Below are 19,672 nucleotides of genomic sequence, written 5' to 3'. Positions count from 1 at the left end.
GTCGGCAGGAGGCGCCCCATGGAGATGGACCCGAAGATCAACGTCCTGGGCGGGCCGCTGGAGCCGTGCTCGGTCGATCCCCTGACCGGCTTCTTCCGCGACGGCGCGTGCAATACCTGCAACGAGGACGTGGGCAGCCACACCGTCTGCGCGGTGATGACCGCCGAGTTCCTGGCATATTCCAAGTACGTGGGGAACGACCTTTCGACGCCGCGCCCCGAGTTCGGGTTCGAGGGGCTCCGCCCCGGCGACCGCTGGTGCGTCTGCGCCGGCCGCTTCCTCCAGGCGGCGGAGGAGGGATGCGCGCCGCGGGTCTCGCTCGCCGCGACCCATCGGCGGGCGCTCGAGATCGTGCCCGAGGACAAGCTGCGCGCGCACGCGATCGACCTGCCCGACTGAGCGACATCGGAGCAAAGCCGGGCATTTGCCGTCGGATGCTCACGCGTCGGGCGTCGCAGGCCGCGCCGCCCCGGGACCTCGCCCGCACGGCACGGACGCCCCGCGTGCCCGGGGGAAACGCCCTCACTTTCCGAACATGAAAGGGGTCGATCCACATCCGGACCGGCCCCTTTCTTTCACAAACCGGACAATCCTGCGGATTCAGCCCATGTCGTGGCCAAGCGCCTTGGCGACGGTGAAGATGTCCTTGTCGCCACGCCCGCACATGTTCATGCAGATGATATGGTCGGACGGAAGCTCGGGCGCGATCTTCGTCACGTGGGCCAGCGCGTGCGAGGGCTCGAGCGCGGGGATGATGCCCTCGGTCTCGCAGCAGAGCTGGAACGCCTCGAGCGCCTCGGCGTCGGTGATCGCCACGTATTCGGCGCGCCCGATCTCGTGCAACCAGGCATGTTCAGGCCCGATGCCCGGGTAGTCGAGCCCGGCCGAGATCGAGAAGCCCTCGAGGATCTGCCCGTCGTCGTCCTGCAGCAGGTAGGTGCGGTTGCCGTGCAGGACGCCCGGCCGCCCGCCCGTCAGCGATGCGCAATGTTCCATCCTGTCGTTGACGCCCTTGCCGCCGGCCTCGACGCCGATGATCCGCACCTCCTTGTCGTCGAGGAAGGGGTGGAACAGCCCCATAGCGTTCGATCCGCCGCCGATCGCGGCGACGACCGTGTCGGGCAGCCTGCCCTCGGCCTCGTGCATCTGTTCGCGCACCTCCTTGCCGATGATCGACTGGAAGTCGCGGACCATGGCGGGATAGGGATGCGGGCCGGCGACGGTGCCGATGCAGTAGAACGTGTCGCGCACGTTCGTCACCCAGTCGCGCAGCGCGTCATTCATCGCGTCCTTGAGCGTGCCGCGGCCCGACGTCACCGGCACCACCTCGGCGCCCAGAAGCCGCATGCGGAACACGTTCGGCTGCTGCCGCTCGACGTCGTGCGCGCCCATGTAGACCACGCATTTCAGCCCGAACTTGGCGCAGACCGTCGCCGTCGCCACGCCATGCTGGCCCGCACCGGTCTCGGCGATGATGCGGGTCTTGCCCATGCGGCGCGCGAGGATGATCTGGCCCAGCACGTTGTTGATCTTGTGCGCGCCGGTGTGGTTCAACTCGTCGCGCTTCATGTACACCTTGGCGCCGCCCAGCCGCTCGGTCAGCCGCTCGGCGAGGTAGAGCGGCGAGGGCCGGCCCACATAGTGCTTCCAGAGGAAGTGCATCTCGTCCCAGAAGCTCTGGTCGGTCTTGGCGTAGGTATAGCGTTCCTCGAGTTCGAGGATCAGCGGCATCAGCGTCTCGGACACGAAACGCCCGCCGAAATCGCCGAAGCGGCCCTTGTCGTCGGGCCCGGTCATGAAGCTGTTGACGAGCTCGTTCATCGCGCATCCTCCGGTATCGTGCCTTGGGCCGTCCTACGACATCGGCCGCCCTGCCCGCCAGCGGGAATCGTCCGCCCCGGTGTCGCAGGCGCGCCGCCCTTCCCTTGGCCCGGGCCTTCGGGCTAGACCGGGAGCGGGATCACCGGGAGGCACCATGCAGATCGCCGAGGTCAACGGCACGCGCCTGCACTACCGCATCGACGGGCCGGCCGACGGCGCGCCGGTCGTCTTCTCCAATTCGCTCGGCACGGACCTCAGGCTCTGGGACGCGGTGCTGCCGCACCTGCCCGCGGGCCTGCGCATCCTGCGCTACGACAAGCGCGGGCACGGCCTGTCCGAGGCACCGAAGGGCCCCTATTCCATGGGCATGCTCGTCTCGGACGTCGAGGCGCTCATGGACCATGCCGGGATGACCGACGCGGTCTTCGTGGGCCTGTCGATCGGCGGCATGATCGCGCAGGGCCTCGCCACCAAGCGGCACGACCTCGTGCGCGCGGCGGTCCTGTCGAACACCGGCGCCAAGATCGGCACGCGCGAGATGTGGGCAGACCGCATCGCCGCGGTCGAGGCGGGCGGCATCGCCGCGCTCGCCGACCAGGTGCTCGAACGCTGGTTCTCCGCCCGCTTCCGCGCGACGCCCGAATTCCACGCCTGGCGCAACATGCTGCTGCGGCAGCCGCGCGAGGGCTATCTCGGCTGCTGCCACGCCATCGCGGGGGCGGATTTCTTCACGCCCACCGCCGCGCTGCGCCTGCCGGTCCTCGGCATCGCCGGGTCCGAGGACGGGTCGACGCCGCCCGACCTCGTGCGCGAGACCGCCGAGCTGGTGCCGGGATCGCAGGTCCGGCTGATGCGCGGCGTGGGCCACCTGCCCTGCGTCGAGGCGCCCGAGGACTACGCGTCGATCCTGACCGGGTTCCTGAAGGCGCAAGGCCATGGCTGACCGCCGCGCACGCCCGGCACGGACCGCCTGAGCCATGGCCGGATCGCTTTTCGACAGCGAACTCTACGCGCGCCTCGTGCCGGCCGGAGAGGTCGCGCGGCTCTTCACCGACAGCGCCGAGGTGCGCGCCATGATGCTGGTCGAGGGGGCGCTGGCGCACGCCCAGGGCGCACGCGGCATCATTCCCGAGATCAGCGGCGCGGCGATCCACCGCGCGAGCCTCGAACTGCAGATCGACCCCGCCGCCCTTGCCGGGGCGACCGGCGGGAACGGCGTGCCGGTGCCCGCGCTCGTCGCGGCCTTCCGCGCCGGGATGAAGGCGCCCGAGCACGCGCAATACGTGCACTGGGGCGCGACCTCCCAGGACATCATGGACACGGCGCTCATGCTGCGGCTGCGGCAGGTTCTCGGACATTACGACGCTGCGCTCGGCCGCCTCCTCGCGCGGCTTGCGACGCTCGCCGAGGACCACGCCGGGACGGCGATGGCCGCTCGCACCTATGGCCAGCACGCGACGCCCACGAGCTTCGGCGCGCAGGTGGCGTCCTGGGGCTGGCCGCTCCTCGCCCTGCGGGAGGAACTCGGCGCCCTGCGCGCGGCGCTCCCGGTCTCGCTGTCGGGGGCGGCAGGGACGTCGGGCGCGCTCGGCGTGCACGCGGCGGCGCTGCGGGCCGACCTCGCGCAGGCGCTCGCGCTCGCCGATCCCGGCCATGGCTGGCACACCGACCGGACGATCCTCCTGCGGCTCGGCGCGTGGCTCGCGCGCGCCGCGGCGGCGCTCGCCAAGATCGGCGAGGACGTGATCCTCGGGACCCAGTCGGGGCTGGCGGAACTGCGCCTCGGCGCGGCCGGCCAGTCCTCGACCATGCCGCAGAAGCAGAACCCGGTCTCCGCCTCGATCCTCGTCGCGCTCGCGGCGCAGGTGCAGGGCCTGAACGCCACCCTGCAGGGCGCGGGCGCGCACCGGCAGCAGCGGGACGGCGCCGCCTGGTTCACCGAGTGGCTCACCCTGCCGCCGCTCTGCCTCGCCCTCGCCGCCGCGCTGGAACGGGGCGCGGAGATGGCCGAGGCGCTCGCGCCCGACGCGGAGGCCATGGCGGACACGCTCGCACGGTCGCGGGGGCTTCTCGCCGCCGAGGCGCTGTCCTTCGCGCTGGCCGAGCGCATGCCGCGGCCCGAGGCGCAGGACGCGGTCAAGGCGCTGGCGCGGGAGGTCGCGGCGCACGGCACCGATCTCGGCAGCGCGGCGCACGCACGCTGGCCGGACCTCGATCCGGCGCTCTTCGATCCGGCGCGGCAGCTGGGCGCGGCCCCGGACGAGGCGCGCGCCTTCGCCGCCGCCGCCCGGGCCGGGAACTGACGCCCTTGCCCGCGGCGCGGCACCGCCGGCTGCCGAGGCTGTTCCTGCTGTCGACGGTGATGATCGATTCCATGGGGATCGGGCTGATCATCCCGGTGATGCCTGACCTCCTGCGCGAGGTCACGGGCGGCACGCTTGCAGACGCCGCGCTCTGGGGCGGGGTCCTGTCGACCTCCTTCGCGCTGATGCAGTTCCTCTGCGGGCCGCTGGTGGGTTCCCTGTCCGACCGGTTCGGCCGGCGGCCGGTTCTGCTGCTCTCGCTCGCGGTGATGGCGGTCGACTACGTGGTGATGGCGCTCGCCTCGACCATGTGGCTGCTGCTCGCGGGGCGCATCGTCGGCGGGATCACCGCCTCGACGCAGGCGACGGCCTCGGCCGCCATGGCGGACCTCTCGCGTCCCGAGGAGAAGGCGGCGCAGTTCGGCCTGATCGGCGCGGCCTTCGGCATGGGTTTCGTGATCGGGCCGCTCCTCGGCGGGCTCTTGGGCGACATGGGCACGCGCGCGCCGTTCTGGGCAGCGGCGGCGCTCGCGGCGGCGAACGGGGTCCTCGGCGCGGTGGTCCTGCCCGAGACCGTGACCGACGCCACGCGCCGCGGGCTCGACCGCCGGCGCCTGAACCCTCTCGGGGCCTTCCGGGCGCTCGGCCGCCTGCCCGGCGCGCGGCGCGGACTCACCGTGTTCTTCCTGCTGCAGACCGCCTTCTTCGTCTATCCCGCGATCTGGAGCTTTTTCGGCACCGCCCGCTTCGGCTGGAGCGCGGCGACCATCGGGCTGTCGCTGGCGCTGTTCGGCGTGGCCGTCGCAGGCGTGCAGGGAGGGCTCATCCGCGTCTTCCTGCGGCTCATGGGCGAACGGGGCACGGTGATCTACGGGCTCGTGTTCAACGCGCTGGCTTTCCTCGCGCTGGCCTTCGTCGCCTCTGGCACGCCGGCGCTCGTGCTGACGCCGCTCGCCGCGCTCGGCGCGGTCACCTCGCCCGCGCTGCAGGGCCTCCTGGCCCGGCGGGCGGGCGCGGACGAACAGGGTGCGCTGCAGGGTCTCTTCTCGTCCGCCGGCGCGCTGGCCGCGATCGTGTCGCCGCCGGTGATGACCGCGACCTTCGCCGCTTTCACCCGGCCCGACGCGCCCCTGCACCTGCCCGGTGCGCCGTTCCTCGTCTCGCTCGCGATCCTGCTCGCCGCGCTTGCCGTCGTGCTCGCCCCCGACCGGCAGGGCCGCGCCTCGCTGCGCTGAAGCCGCTTGCGACCCGACCGGCCCGCGGCGACAACATGCGGGCGACAGGTCCCGAGGAGGTTCCCCCCATGACGCGCATCCGTGCCGCGGTCTGCCACGCCTTCGGCGCCCCCCTGACCCTCGAGGACCTCGACCTCAGGGCGCCCGGCCCGGGCGAGATCGAGGTCGAGATCGAGGCGGTGGCCATCTGCCATTCCGACATCCACTACGCCGAGGGCGGCTTTCGCAGCCGCCTGCCCGCGGTCCTCGGGCACGAGGCGGCCGGACGCGTCGCGGCGCTCGGCCACGGCACGCCGGGACCGGCAGTCGGTACCCGGGTGGTGATCACGCTCGTGCGGTTCTGCGGCGCCTGTCCGGCCTGCCTCTCGGGCCGGCAGACCATCTGCCGCGACGTCGACCGCGCGCCCCCGACCCTGTCGCGCTCCGACGGCACGAGCGTCCTGAACGAGATGGATTGCGGCGCCTTCGCGACCCGCGCGGTCCTGCACCACACGCAGGTCGTGGCCGTTCCCGACGCCATCCCGGCCGACCGCGCGGCGCTCCTCGGCTGCGGCGTGGTGACCGGCGTGGGCGCTGTCGTACACGCGGGCGGATTGCGGGCGGGCGAGGACGTGGTGGTGATCGGCGCGGGCGGCGTCGGGCTGAACGCCATCCAGGGCGCGCGTCTGGCGGGGGCGCGGCGCATCGTCGCGGTCGACGTGACCGAGGCCAAGCTCGAGGACGCCCGCGCCTTCGGCGCCACGGACGGCGTGCTCGCGACCGCGGGCCAGCCCTGGCGCGCGGCGCTCCGCGCGCTCGGGCGCGGCGCGGATCTGTGCGTCGTCACGGTTGGGGCGACCGGCGCCTACGACGACGCGCCGCGTTACCTCGGCTGGGGCGGCCGGGTCGTCATGGTGGGCATGCCGCATGCCGGGGCCACGGCGTCCTACGAGCCGCTCAGGACGGCGTTCACCGGCCAGAGCCTCGTCGGATCAAAGATGGGCGACGCCGTCATCGGACGCGACATTCCGTGGATGGCAGACCTCTACCTTCAGGGTAGACTGCGACTCGATGAACTGGTGTCGCGCCGCTGGCCGTTCGACCGGATCAACGACGCGATGGCCGACACGGCGGCCGGCGGCGCGCGTCGCAACGTGCTGACATTCCACGAATAGAATAGGTTCGCCCGCCGGCCGTATCGCTCCTATTGTTGCATCGAGTTTGCACTTTATGCGGGGATGGTCTCATCCGGCAGAAGGGGCCGAAATGACACGGGAAGGCGGCCAAACGGGCTTCAGCGAGGAGCCCTTCGACGGTGACGCGGCCACGGCGTACCTCAAGACCCTCGGGCACCGGGGTCGGCTGCTTATCGTCTGCCACCTGATGAACGGCGAGAAGTCGGTGGGGGAACTGGAGCGGCTCCTGAACATCCGGCAGGCGGCCGTGAGCCAGATGCTGGCGCGGCTGCGCGACGAGGGCCAAGTGGTCACCCGGCGCGAGGGCAAGACGGTCTACTACCGCATCTGCGATGCCGACACGGAGCGCCTCGTCGCGCTGCTGAGCGAGAAGTTCGGACGGGTCTGGTCGACCTGACCCCCGCGCCGGCCCGACGGGTCGTCGCCGGCGCGGGTGCGGCTCAGGCGGCCGCGGTGTCGCGTTCCTCGGCCCATTCCCAGGGCCGCGTGAACGCCCCGAGCGCCTCGGAGACCACGTCCGCATCGCCGCCGTTCAGCGCGACCCGGGCGACGAGCCCGCGCTTCTTGTCATCGACGACCGAGACCACGCGCGCGGGACTGCCGGCCGCCTCGAGCGCGCCATCGTAGATCCGCGTGATCGCACGCTTGCGCAGGTCCGGCTTGAACACCTTGCCGACCGCGGTCTTCGGCAGCTCGTCGAGGATGGTGAGGTGCTTAGGCTGCGCCGCGCGCTCGTGCACGTGGGTGCGGCAATGCGCGAGAAGCTCGTCCTCGGTCACCGTCGCGCCGGAGACGAGTTCCACGTAGGCGCAGGGCAGCTCGCCCGAATGCGCGTCGGGCTGGCCGATCGCGCCGGCGAAGGCGACCGCGGGATGCAGCAGCAGCGCCTCCTCGATCTCGGCCGGGTCGATGTTGTGCCCGCCGCGGATGATGAGATCCTTGGCCCGGCCGGTGATCCAGAGGTAGCCGTCCGCGTCGATGCGCCCGAGATCGCCCGTCCGCAGGTAGAGCCCCTGGTGGAAGAGGTCGCGGTTCTTGTCCTCCTCGGTATAGGTCGAGCCCGCGTAGACGCCGGGGTTCGAGATGCAGATCTCGCCCACCTCGTCGGTGCCGCATTCGCGCGGGCCGGCATCGGTCTGGCGCACGATCTTGACGTCCGTGTAGGGGAACGGCACGCCGACCGAGCCCACCTTCTTCTCGCCCTCGGGCGGGTTGCACGATACGAGGCAGGTCGCCTCGGTCAGGCCGTAGCCTTCGACCACGGTCACGCCCGACGCGGCCTCGAACCGCTTGAACAGCTCGAGCGGCATCGGCGCCGACCCCGAGAACGCGGTCTTGACCGACGAGACGTCGGCATCGACCTTGCGCTGCATCAGCGCCGACACGGCGGTCGGCACCGTGATGATGAAGCTGATCCTCCAGCGTTCGACGAGTTTCCAGAAATTGTCGAACACGCCCTCGCCGCGGTAGCCCGCGGGCGTCGGGAACACCACGTGCGCGCCGGAACTGACCGCGGCCATCAGGATCACGTGGCAGGCGAAGACGTGGAACAGCGGCAGCGGGCACATGATGTTGTCCTCCTCGGTGAAGAGGAGCCGGTGCCCGAGCCAGCCGTTGTAGATCATGCCCGAATAGAGGTGCTGGGCGACCTTCGGCATGCCGGTTGTCCCGCCGGTGTGGAAATAGGCGGCGACGCGGTCCCCGTCCGCGTCCGGGAAGCTCAGCATCTTCGGCTGGCGCGCGGCCTCCCGGTTGAAATCCTTGACGTCGGCATGGCTCGTGCCGGTGAGCTTCGGCCGGATCAGAGGCACGATCCACGACTTGGGCGCGGTCAGGTAGCGATTCAGGTCGACTTCTAGGATGGTCGAGACGCCGGGCGCATGGCGCACCGCCTCGTGCACCTTCTGCGCCACGTCGGTCTTGGGGAACGGCTTCAGCGTGACGACGACCTTGGCACCCGTCTCGCGCAGGATCGCGGCGATCTGCTCGGGCTCGAGCAGCGGGTTGATCGGGTTCACGATCCCGGCCACGGCCCCGCCGAGAAGCGCGGCGATGGTCTCGTTGCAGTTCGGCAGAACGTAGGCGACCACGTCCTTCTCGCCGATCCCGAGCGTGCGGAAGAGGTTCGCGGCCTGCGCGGTGCGCTCCCGCAGCTTGCCCCACGACAGGGTCTCGGCCTTGTCCTTGGGTCCCGAGAGGATCTGGTAGGATACCGCCGGGCGGTCCGGGAACTGGTCGGCCGTGCGGGACAGGAGCCCCCAGAGGGTCTGCGGCACGTCCCGTGCCTCCCACGGCATCTCGGCCTCGATGGCGTTGCGATCCGCGAACGATGCGAATGTCACGGGCGTGCTCCTCCCAGATGGCTCCCGCGGGAGAGTGTCTTACGAGCCGACCCGGTTTCGCAAGGGCGCGCGACGTGACGGCACGGCACCGCTGACGCCACGTCCCGCCGCAGCGCCGCGACCCGGTGGACGCCGTGCCGCCCAGCGCCTACTCTGCCGGCTGCCCGAAAGGAGTCGCGCATGTCCGACAGTTCCGCCTACCAGGTGCTCGCCCGCAAGTACCGGCCCGAGACGTTCGCCGATCTCGTGGGCCAGGACGCCATGGTGCGGACGCTGCGGAACGCCTTCGCCGCCGACCGCATCGCGCAGGCCTTCATCATGACCGGCATCCGCGGCACCGGTAAGACGACGACCGCGCGGATCATCGCGAAGGGCATGAACTGCATCGGGCCGGACGGCACCGGCGGGCCGACCACCGATCCCTGCGGCACCTGCGAGCATTGCCGCGCGATCATGGAGGGCCGGCATGTCGACGTCCTCGAGATGGACGCGGCATCCAACACCTCGGTCAACGACATCCGCGAGATCATCGACAGCGTGCACTACCGGGCCGCCTCGGCGCGCTACAAGATCTACATCGTGGACGAGGTGCACATGCTGTCCACCTCGGCGTTCAACGCGCTCCTGAAGACGCTGGAGGAGCCGCCGGCGCACGTGAAGTTCATCTTCGCCACGACCGAGATCCGCAAGGTGCCGGTCACGGTGCTGTCGCGCTGCCAGCGCTTCGACCTGCGCCGGATCGAACCCGAGGTGATGATCGCGCTCCTGCGCCGCATCGCCGCCGCCGAGGGGGCAGAGATCACCGACGAGGCGCTCGCCCTCATCACCCGCGCGGCCGAGGGGTCGGCGCGGGACGCGACCTCGCTCCTCGACCAGGCGATCAGTCACGGCGCGGGCGGCACCGGCGCCGAAGAGGTCCGCGCCATGCTGGGCCTCGCCGACCGCGGCCGGGTCATGGACCTCTTCGAGCAGGTCATGCGCGGTGACGCGGCCGGGGCGCTGTCCGAACTGTCGGCGCAATATGCCGACGGGGCCGACCCGATGGCGGTGCTGCGCGATCTCGCCGAGATCACGCACTGGATCTCGGTGGTGAAGATCACGCCCGAGGCGGCCGAGGATCCGACGATCGGGCCGGACGAACGCACCCGCGGCCTGGCGCTGTCCGAGGGTCTCGGGATGCGGGCGCTCACCCGCATGTGGCAGATGCTGCTCAAGGCGCTCGACGAGGTGGCCTCGGCGCCGAATGCCATGATGGCCGCCGAGATGGCGATCATCCGCATGACGCACGTGGCCGAACTGCCCTCGCCCGAGGAACTGGTGCGCAGGCTGCGGTCCGAGACGCCGCCGCCCCCGCCGCCGTCCGGGGGCGGCGGCGGCGCCATGCGTGGCGAGGGCGCCGGCGTCGCGAGCGGCGGCGCGCCCGCGCCGACCCATCGCGGCCCGTCCGGCCCCTCCGCCTCGGGCGGAAGCGCCGCGACCGCCCTCGCGGTGGAGGGCGCGCTCGCGCGCTATCCGAGCTTCGACAACGTGATCGAGGTGATCCGCGCGAACCGCGACGTGAAGCTTCTGGTCGAGATCGAGGGGGGCGTCCGGCTGGCCGCCTACCAGCCGGGCCGGATCGAGTTCACGCCGGCCGAGGACGCGGCGCCCGACCTCGCACAGCGGCTCGGCGCCGCGCTCCAGCGGTTCACCGGCAACCGCTGGGCGGTCATCGTGGTGAACGGCTGCGACGCCCCCACCATCGTCGAGCGGCGCGATGCCGACCGCATGGCGCTCCGGGCCGAGGCCGCGCGCCACCCGATGGTGCAGGCGGTCCTCGCAGCCTTTCCGAAGGCGCGCATCGCCGACATCCGCACCGAGGCCGAGGCGGAACAGGCGGCGAGCGCCGAGGCCCTGCCCGAGGTCGAGGACGAATGGGATCCCTTCGAGGAGGACTGATCCCGCCCCCCGCCCTTGTGAGAGGTGCGTCGCGCGCGTATCTCTTGGGAAACAGCACACCCTGAGGGGAGATCCGATGTTCAAGGGACTGGGCGGCCTCGGCGACATGGCCGGCATGATGAAGAAGGCGCAGGAGATGCAGACCCGCATGGCGGAGCTGCAGGAGGAACTGCACAACATCACCGTGACCGGTGAATCCGGCGCGGGCCTCGTCAAGGCCGTGGCCTCTGCCAAGGGCGAGCTGAAGAGCCTCGACATCGACCCGTCGATCTTCAACGGCGACGACAAGGAAGTGGTCGAGGACCTGATCCTCGCGGCGATCAAGGACGCGCAGAGCCGCGCCTCGGACCGGTCGCAGGAAGAGATGCGCAAGTTGACGGAAAGCCTCGGCCTGCCCAAGGACATGAACCTGCCGTTCTGAGCGCCCGCGCCGGCGGCAGCCCCATGTCCGAGAAGTCCGACATCGACGCCCTGATCGACCTGATGGCCCGCCTGCCGGGCCTCGGGCCCCGATCGGCACGCCGCGCGGTCCTCCACCTGATCCGGAAGCGCGGGCCGCTCCTGACCCCGCTCGCCGAACTCATGGGGCGCGTGGCAGAGACCGCGCGCGAATGCCTCAATTGCGGCAACGTGGGCACGTCGGACATCTGCGCGATCTGCAACGACGAGGCGCGCGCGACCGGCGTGCTGTGCGTGGTCGAGGACGTGGCCGACCTCTGGGCGATGGAGCGCTCGGGCACGTTCCGCGGCCGCTACCACGTGCTGGGCGGCACCCTGTCCGCGCTCGACGCCATCGGGCCGGACGAACTGCGCATCCCGCGCCTCGTCGACCGCGTGACCGCCGAGGGCGTCGAGGAGGTGATCCTCGCGCTCAACGCCACCGTCGACGGCCAGACCACCGCCCATTACATCGCCGACCTGCTGCGCGACCGGGTGGCGTTGTCCTCGCTCGCGCAGGGCGTGCCCATCGGCGGCGAGCTCGACTACCTCGACGACGGCACGATCACCGCGGCACTGACCGCGCGCAAGCGGCTGTGACGGACCGACCGGCATCTGCTAGTCTCGACAGGGGAGGACGTCACGGGTGACAGATCGGCACGCAGAGGGGATGCGGATCCGCCGGCAGGTGCTGGGCGACGCGCATGTGGACCGTGCCGAGGCGGCGAAGACCGAGCTCGACGCCCCCTTCCAGGACCTCATCACCGAGGGCGCGTGGGGCACGGTCTGGGCCTCGGACGGCATCAGCCTGCGCGAGCGGTCCATGCTGACGCTGGCGCTGCTGGCGGCGACGGGGAATTTCGACGAGATCCCGATGCACATCCGCGCCACCGAACGCACCGGCGCGTCGCGGCGCGACGTGCTCGAGGCGTTCCAGCACGTGGCCATCTATGCCGGCGTGCCGCGTGCGAACCACGCGCTGAAGCTCGCCCGCGCCACCTATGCCGAGATGGACGCGGCGGAGCGGCAGGATGGGTGACGGCACGTTCTTCGCCCGCGACCGTGGGCGCCACCCGCCCGCGCTGACGCCGGACTACCGCACCTCGGTGACGCGCGCGCCCGCGCGCGCGCCGATCTCGTTCCCGCCCTCGCTGTCCGAGGAGACCGGCCCCGTCTTCGGTCACGACCTGCTGGGGCCGCTCGACGCCGACCTCATCCGCAACTTCGCCCGTCCCGGCCACAGCGCCATCGGCCCGCGCATCTTCGTGCACGGCCGCGTGCTGGACGAGACCGGCCGCGGCGTGCCCGGTGCGCTGATCGAGGTGTGGCAGGCCAATGCCGGCGGGAGGTACCGCCACAAGAAGGAAGGCTACCTCGCGCCGCTCGACCCCGATTTCGGCGGCTGCGGTCGCACGATCAGCGGGGCGGACGGCAGCTATGCCTTCCGCACCGTGCAGCCCGGCCCCTATCCGTGGCCCAATGGCGGCAACGACTGGCGGCCCGCGCACATCCATTTCTCGATCTTCGGCTCGGGTTTCGCGCAGCGCCTGATCACCCAGATGTATTTCGAGGGCGACCCGATGATCCCGCTCTGCCCCATCGTGCGCACCGTGCCGACGGCGGAGGGGATCGACAGCCTGACCGCGCGGCTCGACATGGCGAACACGCTGCCCATGGACATGCGCGCCTACCGCTTCGACCTCGTGCTGCGCGGGCGCCGCCAGACGCTGTTCGAGACCCGCCCCGAGGGCGGCTGAGCCGGCACGGACAAGGAGGACCGCATGCACCGCGACCCCATGCTGAAGGAAAGCCCGAGCCAGACCGCCGGGCCTTACGTGCACATCGGCTGCCTGCCGAACCTCTGCGGCATCGACGGCGTCTACCCCGAGGATCTCGGCGCGCGCATGTACGCCGACGGTGTGCGCGGGCAGAAGATCACCGTGCGCGGCCGCATCCTCGACGGCACGGGCTCCGTCGTGCGCGACGCGCTGGTCGAGGTCTGGCAGGCGGATGCCGAGGGCCGGATGCCCGGCGGCGATCCGCGCGGCCCGGCCGATCCGGCCTTTGCCGGCTTCGTGCGCCGCGCGGCCGACCCCGAGACCGGCGACTGGACCTTCGACACGGTCAAGCCCGGGCGCGTGCCCTGGCCCGACGGACGGCTGCAGGCGCCGCACGCGACCCTCTGGATCGTCGCGCGCGGCATCAATCTGGGGCTGCACACGCGCATGTACTTCGCCGACGAGGACGCCGCGAACGACACGGACCCCGTGCTGGCGCGTATCGAGCACCGCGGCCGGGTGGCGACGCTCCTCGCGCAGCCCGAGGGGCCCGACGCCTACCGCTTCGACATCCGGCTTCAGGGCCCTGACGAGACGGTGTTCTTCGATGTCTGAGCACGCCCCAGCCGCGGGCGTCGCGGGCAAGCCCTGCATCCTCTGCGTGGCGATCACCGGATCGCTGCCGACCAAGCGGGACAATCCCGCGGTGCCGATCTCGATCGCCGAGCAGGTGGACAGCACCCACGAGGCCTACGAGGCCGGGGCAAGCATCGTCCATTGCCACGTGCGCAACGAGGACCAGACGCCGTCCGCAGACCCCGACAAGTTCGCCCGGCTGAAGGAGGGGATCGCGAAGCACTGCCCGGACATGATCGTGCAGTTCTCGACCGGCGGTCGGTCGGGCGCGGGACGTGCGCGGGGCGGGATGCTGCCGCTCCGGCCCGACATGGCGTCGCTGTCGGTGGGATCGAACAACTTTCCGACGCGGGTCTACGAGAACCCGCCCGACCTCGTCGACTGGCTCGCCGCAGAGATGCGCACCCACGAGATCGTGCCTGAGGTCGAGGCGTTCGACCTGAGCCACATCCTCCAGGCGATCCGGCTGCACGGAGAGGGCAAGCTCTACGGGCCGCTCTACGTCCAGTTCGTGATGGGCGTGAAGAACGCCATGCCCGCCGACCGGGAGGTGTTCGACTTCTACGTGAAGACCCTGGCGCGGCGGGCCCCCGAGGCGCTCTGGTGCGCGGCGGGCATCGGCGCGGCGCAGGTCGTGGTCAACGAATGGGCCATCGCCGCGGGCGGCCACACCCGCGCGGGCCTCGAGGACAACGTGCGCCTCGACCGGCACACGCTTGCTCCGTCGAACGCCGCGCTGATCCGGCGCGCGGCCGAGATCTGCGCCCGCTACGCGCGTCCCGTCGCGACGCCGGCCGAGGCGCGCGCGATTCTGGGGCTGCGACCGGCCGCCTGAGCGCCACGTCTCAGGCGACGCGCAGAAACCCGGTCACGGCCGCGGCGAGCGCCTCCGCGATCTCGTCATGGGCGCGGGCACCCAGCATCGCCTCGGCCGCCACGCGGTCGAAATCCGAGAACGCCATGCCCTCGGTCCCCGCCGCGCGCGCGGCGGCGCTGCGCACATAGGTCACCCGCCCTGCGACGCGGGCGCCCAGGGCCTCGAGCATGGGTGCCGTGACGAAGAGCGGGTCGCCCTCGAGCACCGCCGCGGTCGCGCAGTCGATCGCCGCGGGAGGCGCGGCATCGGCGCACCAGAGCAGGAATACCGGCCCGCGCAGCTGCGTCAGCAGGAGCTTCATCCGCGCGACCCAGGCGGTCTGCAACTCGGTCACCACCAGCCGGAAACGCTCGGGATCCCGCGCGTGCAGCGCCGTCAGCATGCCGCGCACGAAGGCATGGTCGGTGAAGTCCACGTCGGGATAGAGCGCGGTCAGCAGCGTCGACGCCCGCACGAAACGGTCGTTGCGGCGCGGATGCACCGTGTAGAACCGGTTCGACATGTTCTGCGCACCCAGAACCTCGATCACCGTAAGCCGCGCGCCGCCGCAGATGTCGAGCACGGCGGCATCGTTCAGGCCTGCGTCGATGCCCGCGTTCTGCACGCCGAAATTCACGCAGGGCACGCCGGTCCGGCGCTGCAGCAGATCCGGCCACGGATCGTGCAGGAACCGGCCGTAGGTTTCTGTGCCGCCGATGCAGGCGACGAAATCCCCGACGCAGGGCTTGCGCGGTCCCCGGAAGGACAGCCGCGAATTGCCGTAGCGACAGAGCGCATAATCGGGCCCACCCCGGCCCCCGGACGGATAGCTCATCTCACACCCTAGAATTCAGTCTCACCCGGATCCGAGGATTTTCGAATCGGCTTACGAAACCGCTAACGGTCGAATGCGAGAGGAACTTGGCAGGGCCGCCCTTGCCCCTGCCTTTTCGGCATGCCTATGGTTGCCCCGGTCAGCAGGAAGGGACACCGCGAGATGGAGATCAGGACGGTCGGCGTGGTCGGCGCCGGGCAGATGGGCAACGGCATCGCGCACGTGATGGCTCTGGCCGGGTACGACGTTCTGCTGAACGACGTGAATGCCGACGCGCTGACGAAGGCGACCGAGCTGATCGCCAAGAACCTCGACCGGCAGGTCAGCCGCGAGAAGATCTCGTCGGAGGAGCGCGACGTCGCGCTCGCCCGCATCCGCACCACCCAGGATCTGGCGGACCTGGGCCAGGCCGACCTCGTGGTCGAAGCCGCGACCGAGCGCGAGGAGGTCAAGAACAAGATCTTCGAGACGCTCGTGCCCGCCTGCAAGCCCGAGACCATCCTGACCTCGAACACCTCGTCGATCTCGATCACGCGGCTCGCGAGCCGCACCGACCGGCCCGAGAAGTTCATGGGCTTCCACTTCATGAACCCGGTGCCGGTGATGCAGCTGGTGGAGCTGATCCGCGGCATCGCCACCGACCAGGAAACCTACGAATCCTGCCTCGCCGTGGTCGAGAAGCTGGGCAAGACCGCGGCCTCGGCCGAGGATTTTCCCGCCTTCATCGTGAACCGGATCCTGATGCCGATGATCAACGAGGCGGTCTACACGCTGCTCGAGGGCGTCGGCAACGTGAGCTCCATCGACCAGGCGATGAAGCTCGGCGCGAACCACCCGATGGGTCCGCTGGAGCTTGCGGACTTCATCGGGCTCGACACCTGCCTCGCCATCATGAACGTACTGCACGACGGGCTTGGCGACACCAAGTACCGCCCCTGCCCGCTCCTGTCGAAATATGTCGAGGCCGGCTGGCTCGGCCGCAAGACGCGGCGCGGTTTCTACGACTACCGCGGCGAGACGCCGGTCCCGACCCGCTGAGCGCGACGGGGCGGCAGGCCGCCCCGTCCCCGCGATCTCAGGCCAGAAGCCGGCGCGCGATCACCTGCGCCTGGATTTCCGCCGCCCCCTCGAAGATGTTGAGGATGCGCGCGTCGCAGAGGACGCGGCTGATCGCGTATTCGAGCGCGAAGCCGTTGCCGCCGTGGATCTGCAGCGCGTTGTCCGCCGCCGACCACGCCACCCGGGCGCCGAGCAGCTTGGCCATCCCGGCCTCGAGGTCGCAGCGCCGGCCCTCGTCCTTCTCGTGCGCCGAGAAATAGGTGAGCTGGCGCGCCACCATGATCTCGACCGCCATCATGGCGAGCTTCGAGGCCACCCGCGGGAACGCGACGAGCGCCCGGCCGAACTGCTTTCGGTCCTGCGCGTACTGCATCCCGAGGTCGAGCGCCGATTGCGCGACACCCACGGCGCGCGCGGCGGTCTGGATGCGCGCGCTCTCGAAGGTCTCCATCAGCTGCTTGAAGCCCCTGCCCTCTTCCTGCCCGAGCAGGTTCTCGGCCTTCACGTGGAAGTCGTCGAAGCCGAGCTCGTATTCCTTCATGCCGCGGTAGCCCAGCACCTCGATCTCGCCGCCGGTCATGCCCTCGGTCGGGAAGGGATGGTCGTCGGTTCCCGGCTCCTTCTCGGCCAGGAACATGGACAGCCCGCGGTAGTCGGTGCTGTCGGGATCGGTCCGCGCCAGCAGCGTCATCACGTGGGTGCGCGCCGCATGGGTGATCCACGTCTTGTTGCCGGTGATGCGCCAGTCGCCGTTCTCGTCCTTGCGGGCCCGCGTGCGCAGTGCCCCGAGGTCCGATCCGGTGTTGGGCTCGGTGAAGACGGCGGTGGGCAGTTTCTCGCCGCTGGCGAAGGCCGGCAGCCACTTCCGTTTCTGCTCCTCGGTGCCGCCCGCGATCACGAGCTCCGCCGCGATCTCGGAGCGGGTGCCGAGGGAACCAACGCCGATATAGCCGCGCGACAGCTCCTCGGACACGACGCACATGGAGGACTTGGACAGGCCGAGGCCACCGTATTCCTCGGGGATGGTCAGCCCGAAGACGCCCATCTCCGCCAGCTCCTCGATCACCTCCATAGGGATCAGCTCGTCCTTGAGGTGCCATTCGTGGGCGTGAGGCAGGACCTTCTCGACCGCGTAGCGGCGGAACTGCTCGCGGATCATCTCGAGCTCGTCCTCGAGGCCCGACCGGCCGACGGTGATCTCGGCCGCACGTTCCTGCATCAGCTCCACGAGCCGCAGGCGCGCGGACTGCGTGTTGCCGGCCCGCATGAGCGTGGCGCCCGCCTCCGTCAGCGGCCGCGCGTCCTCTGCCGCGAGCCCCATGTCCTGCAGGCGCACGATCTCGCCCTGGTTCATCTGGATGCCGCCCACGATCTGCGACAGGTATTCCCCGAACGCGATCTGGTGGATCAACGCCTCGACCTCGCCGAACCGGTCCTGTGCCTCGAGCCGCTCGGCCCAGGCCTGCATCTGGCGCAGTGATTCCACGTAGGTCGCAAGCCAGGCGAGACCGTGCGCCGCGGTCTGGTGCACCTCGATCAGCGCACCCGAGACGCGGCCATCCTCCACCACCATCTCGCGCACGCGGGACCTGGCCGCGTCAAGGAGCGCCGCGCAGGGCGCCACCGCCGCGCCGGTGAGCGACAGCAGGTCGGGCAGCAGCGCGCTGCCGGAGAGCGTCAGATCCTGACCGTCATGTGCCATGCAAATCGTCCTTCTTTCTCCGTCCCGACGGACATAGGGCCTTCGCACCCGCAGCGCAACATAAATGCGCGCACGTCGCGGCGGGCGTTCGATTGTTGCCTGCGCGATTCTTGCGGCAGCCCCCGGGACGCTCTGCTAAGAGCCCGACATGGACACTCTTTTCACGCTGACGCCGCCGCCCGTGCTGGCGCTGTGCCTTATCGTGGCCCTCGTCGCCGGCATCATCAAGGGCATGGTCGGGTTCGCCATGCCGATGATCATCATTTCCGGCCTGGGCTCGCTGCTCGCACCGGAACTGGCGCTGGCGGGGCTGATCCTGCCGACGCTCGCCTCGAACGGGTTGCAGGCCTTCCGGCAGGGAGTCGGCGCCGCGGTCGAATCGGCGCGGCGGTTCCGGGTGTTCCTCGGGGTCGGCGCGGTGATGCTGCTGCTGTCCGCGCAGCTCGTGTCGGTGATGCCGGCGCAGGTCATGTTCGCGCTGATCGGCGTGCCCATCGTGCTTTTCGCCGCGGCGCAGCTTCTGGGCTGGTCCGGGCAGCTGCCGGGCGGCGGCGGCCGGCGCGTCGAGGTCGCGATCGCCGCCTTCGCCGGGTTCATCGGCGGCGTCTCTGGCGTCTGGGGTCCGCCGACCGTGGCGTACCTCACCATGATCGGCACCGAGAAGACGGAACAGATGCGCGTGCAGGGGGTGATCTACGGGCTCGGCGCCGTGCTGCTGACGCTCGCGCATATCGGGTCGGGCGTGCTGAACGCCGCGACGGTCTGGCTGTCCCTGGCGCTGGTGCCGGCGGCGATCCTCGGCATGTGGATCGGCGGGCAGGTGCAGGACCGCATCGACCAGCACGCGTTCCGCCGCGCGACGCAGCTCGTCCTGCTGGTGGCGGGGCTGAACCTCGTGCGGCGCGCCTTCTTCGCCTGAGGGGCGGCGGGCGCCCGGGTCAGGACATCGGCAGCCCGCCGCAGGCCGAGGCGATCTCGGGCGCGGCGGCGGGCGGCACCACCTCGAACCGCGCGGAATAGATCAGCTCGTCGTCGCGCGTCGCGGTGAAGGTCCAGGTGCCGGTCGCCAGTTCCTCGGGCGTGTCGAAGGTGTAGGCGTTGATCGCCGTGTCGCTGCCGCCCAGCGCGGTGACGTAGCTCTGCGTGCTGGCGCCGCTGTCGCGGAAGGCGGGGTGCGTCAGCGTCATCACCACGTTATCGTAGATCCGCCCGTCGCGCGCGAGGGTCTGCACGCCGAAGCTGATGCCCGGCACCGCCGGCACCACCGATGTCAGCCACTGGAAGTCCGGCACTGCGTCGAAGAGCTCGATCTTGCCGGCGACGGTGCCCGGCGCCGGCACGCTGCCGGTCGAGGGCACCTCGCAGAAGACGCCCCGCACCAGCTCGAAAAGGTCGGGATCGTAGCGCGCGCCGTCCTGCAGGGCCTGCTGCGCGTTCTGCGCCCCGGCCGCGGCGGCCGAGAGCACGAGCGGCAGGATGAGGGCGCGGAGCCTGCGAAGCGCGGGACGGCGGGGTGTCATGGCGGCAGGATGCGGCGTCGCGGCGCCAAGCGCA

At 70.8% G+C, this 19,672-nt stretch carries 20 protein-coding genes; 15 read left to right on the top strand and 5 right to left on the bottom strand.

Features of this window, described 5'->3' with window-relative positions; all coding sequences use genetic code 11:
- The first annotated feature begins 18 nt into the window (after positions 1–18).
- Positions 19–399 (top strand): DUF2237 family protein, encoded by a 381-nt coding sequence (locus RISW2_RS00535; protein WP_043765201.1) that lies wholly within the window; start codon positions 19–21, stop codon positions 397–399.
- A 201-nt stretch (positions 400–600) separates the two neighbouring features.
- Here RISW2_RS00535 and trpB read toward each other — a convergent pair whose 3' ends face one another.
- Positions 601–1,821, bottom strand: coding sequence for a tryptophan synthase subunit beta (trpB, locus tag RISW2_RS00530; RefSeq protein WP_043765200.1), 1,221 nt, complete (start codon positions 1,819–1,821; stop codon positions 601–603).
- A gap of 154 nt (positions 1,822–1,975) precedes the next feature.
- On the opposite strand from trpB, the gene pcaD reads away from it, so the two are divergent.
- The 5 genes from pcaD to RISW2_RS00505 all read left to right on the top strand — a co-directional run bounded on the left by pcaD (position 1,976) and on the right by RISW2_RS00505 (position 6,931).
- Positions 1,976–2,764, top strand: coding sequence for a 3-oxoadipate enol-lactonase (gene pcaD, locus RISW2_RS00525; protein ID WP_043765198.1), 789 nt, complete (start codon positions 1,976–1,978; stop codon positions 2,762–2,764).
- Between the two features lie 34 nt (positions 2,765–2,798).
- A complete protein-coding gene (locus RISW2_RS00520; RefSeq protein WP_043765196.1) occupies positions 2,799–4,124 on the top strand; it encodes a lyase family protein in 1,326 nt (441 codons plus the stop codon).
- Between the two features lie 59 nt (positions 4,125–4,183).
- On the top strand, positions 4,184–5,359 hold the full coding sequence (locus tag RISW2_RS00515) for an MFS transporter (protein ID WP_051491721.1): 1,176 nt from the start codon (positions 4,184–4,186) through the stop codon (positions 5,357–5,359).
- Between the two features lie 68 nt (positions 5,360–5,427).
- Positions 5,428–6,513 (top strand): alcohol dehydrogenase catalytic domain-containing protein, encoded by a 1,086-nt coding sequence (locus RISW2_RS00510; RefSeq protein ID WP_043765195.1) that lies wholly within the window; start codon positions 5,428–5,430, stop codon positions 6,511–6,513.
- A 91-nt stretch (positions 6,514–6,604) separates the two neighbouring features.
- Positions 6,605–6,931, top strand: coding sequence for an ArsR/SmtB family transcription factor (locus tag RISW2_RS00505; RefSeq protein WP_043765194.1), 327 nt, complete (start codon positions 6,605–6,607; stop codon positions 6,929–6,931).
- Between the two features lie 43 nt (positions 6,932–6,974).
- Here RISW2_RS00505 and RISW2_RS00500 read toward each other — a convergent pair whose 3' ends face one another.
- Positions 6,975–8,876, bottom strand: a complete 1,902-nt coding sequence (locus RISW2_RS00500) for an acyl-CoA synthetase (RefSeq protein WP_043765192.1) — start codon at positions 8,874–8,876, stop codon at positions 6,975–6,977.
- A gap of 153 nt (positions 8,877–9,029) precedes the next feature.
- Between RISW2_RS00500 and RISW2_RS00495 the strand changes: the two genes are divergently transcribed.
- From RISW2_RS00495 to RISW2_RS00465, 7 genes are all read left to right on the top strand, one after another.
- Positions 9,030–10,814, top strand: a complete 1,785-nt coding sequence (locus RISW2_RS00495; protein WP_280113145.1) for a DNA polymerase III subunit gamma/tau — start codon at positions 9,030–9,032, stop codon at positions 10,812–10,814.
- Positions 10,815–10,890: 76 nt separating this feature from the next.
- Positions 10,891–11,235, top strand: a complete 345-nt coding sequence (locus RISW2_RS00490; RefSeq protein WP_043765189.1) for a YbaB/EbfC family nucleoid-associated protein — start codon at positions 10,891–10,893, stop codon at positions 11,233–11,235.
- A 23-nt stretch (positions 11,236–11,258) separates the two neighbouring features.
- Positions 11,259–11,852 (top strand): recombination mediator RecR, encoded by a 594-nt coding sequence (gene recR / locus RISW2_RS00485; RefSeq protein ID WP_043765187.1) that lies wholly within the window; start codon positions 11,259–11,261, stop codon positions 11,850–11,852.
- A 46-nt stretch (positions 11,853–11,898) separates the two neighbouring features.
- A complete protein-coding gene (pcaC, locus tag RISW2_RS00480) occupies positions 11,899–12,291 on the top strand; it encodes a 4-carboxymuconolactone decarboxylase (RefSeq protein ID WP_043765184.1) in 393 nt (130 codons plus the stop codon).
- A complete protein-coding gene (gene pcaH / locus RISW2_RS00475) occupies positions 12,284–13,009 on the top strand; it encodes a protocatechuate 3,4-dioxygenase subunit beta (protein ID WP_156943742.1) in 726 nt (241 codons plus the stop codon). Before pcaC ends, pcaH begins: the two co-directional genes overlap by 8 nt.
- A 24-nt stretch (positions 13,010–13,033) precedes the next feature.
- The gene (pcaG, locus tag RISW2_RS00470) at positions 13,034–13,645 is read left to right on the top strand and encodes a protocatechuate 3,4-dioxygenase subunit alpha (RefSeq protein ID WP_043765181.1); all 612 of its coding nucleotides are present in this window, start codon (positions 13,034–13,036) and stop codon (positions 13,643–13,645) included.
- The gene (locus RISW2_RS00465; RefSeq protein WP_051491692.1) at positions 13,638–14,501 is read left to right on the top strand and encodes a 3-oxoadipate:acetyl-CoA acetyltransferase; all 864 of its coding nucleotides are present in this window, start codon (positions 13,638–13,640) and stop codon (positions 14,499–14,501) included. The genes pcaG and RISW2_RS00465 overlap by 8 nt, the downstream gene beginning before the upstream one ends.
- A gap of 10 nt (positions 14,502–14,511) precedes the next feature.
- On the opposite strand, the gene RISW2_RS00460 is transcribed toward RISW2_RS00465, so the two are convergent.
- Positions 14,512–15,357 carry a DUF6473 family protein gene (locus RISW2_RS00460; RefSeq protein WP_043765179.1) on the bottom strand — a complete coding sequence of 282 codons (846 nt, stop codon included), beginning with the start codon at positions 15,355–15,357 and terminating at the stop codon, positions 14,512–14,514.
- 162 nt (positions 15,358–15,519) lie between these two features.
- Between RISW2_RS00460 and RISW2_RS00455 the strand changes: the two genes are divergently transcribed.
- Complete coding sequence (locus tag RISW2_RS00455; protein WP_043765178.1) at positions 15,520–16,395, top strand: 3-hydroxybutyryl-CoA dehydrogenase; 876 nt, start codon at positions 15,520–15,522, stop codon at positions 16,393–16,395.
- Positions 16,396–16,432: 37 nt separating this feature from the next.
- On the opposite strand, the gene RISW2_RS00450 is transcribed toward RISW2_RS00455, so the two are convergent.
- Complete coding sequence (locus RISW2_RS00450) at positions 16,433–18,118, bottom strand: acyl-CoA dehydrogenase family protein (RefSeq protein ID WP_043765175.1); 1,686 nt, start codon at positions 18,116–18,118, stop codon at positions 16,433–16,435.
- Positions 18,119–18,266: 148 nt separating this feature from the next.
- On the opposite strand from RISW2_RS00450, the gene RISW2_RS00445 reads away from it, so the two are divergent.
- Entirely contained in the window at positions 18,267–19,037 is a 771-nt protein-coding gene (locus RISW2_RS00445) for a sulfite exporter TauE/SafE family protein (protein ID WP_051491691.1), read from the top strand.
- Positions 19,038–19,056: 19 nt separating this feature from the next.
- Here RISW2_RS00445 and RISW2_RS00440 read toward each other — a convergent pair whose 3' ends face one another.
- Positions 19,057–19,638 carry a DUF3859 domain-containing protein gene (locus RISW2_RS00440; RefSeq protein ID WP_051491689.1) on the bottom strand — a complete coding sequence of 194 codons (582 nt, stop codon included), beginning with the start codon at positions 19,636–19,638 and terminating at the stop codon, positions 19,057–19,059.
- Positions 19,639–19,672 lie beyond the last annotated feature (34 nt).

Origin of the sequence: Roseivivax isoporae LMG 25204 (assembly GCF_000521865.1) — a bacterium.
In the GTDB taxonomy this organism is placed as follows: Bacteria; Pseudomonadota; Alphaproteobacteria; order Rhodobacterales; family Rhodobacteraceae; genus Roseivivax; species Roseivivax isoporae.
Note: the sequence above shows the minus strand (reverse complement) of the source record. Positions and strands in the feature narration are given on the sequence as shown.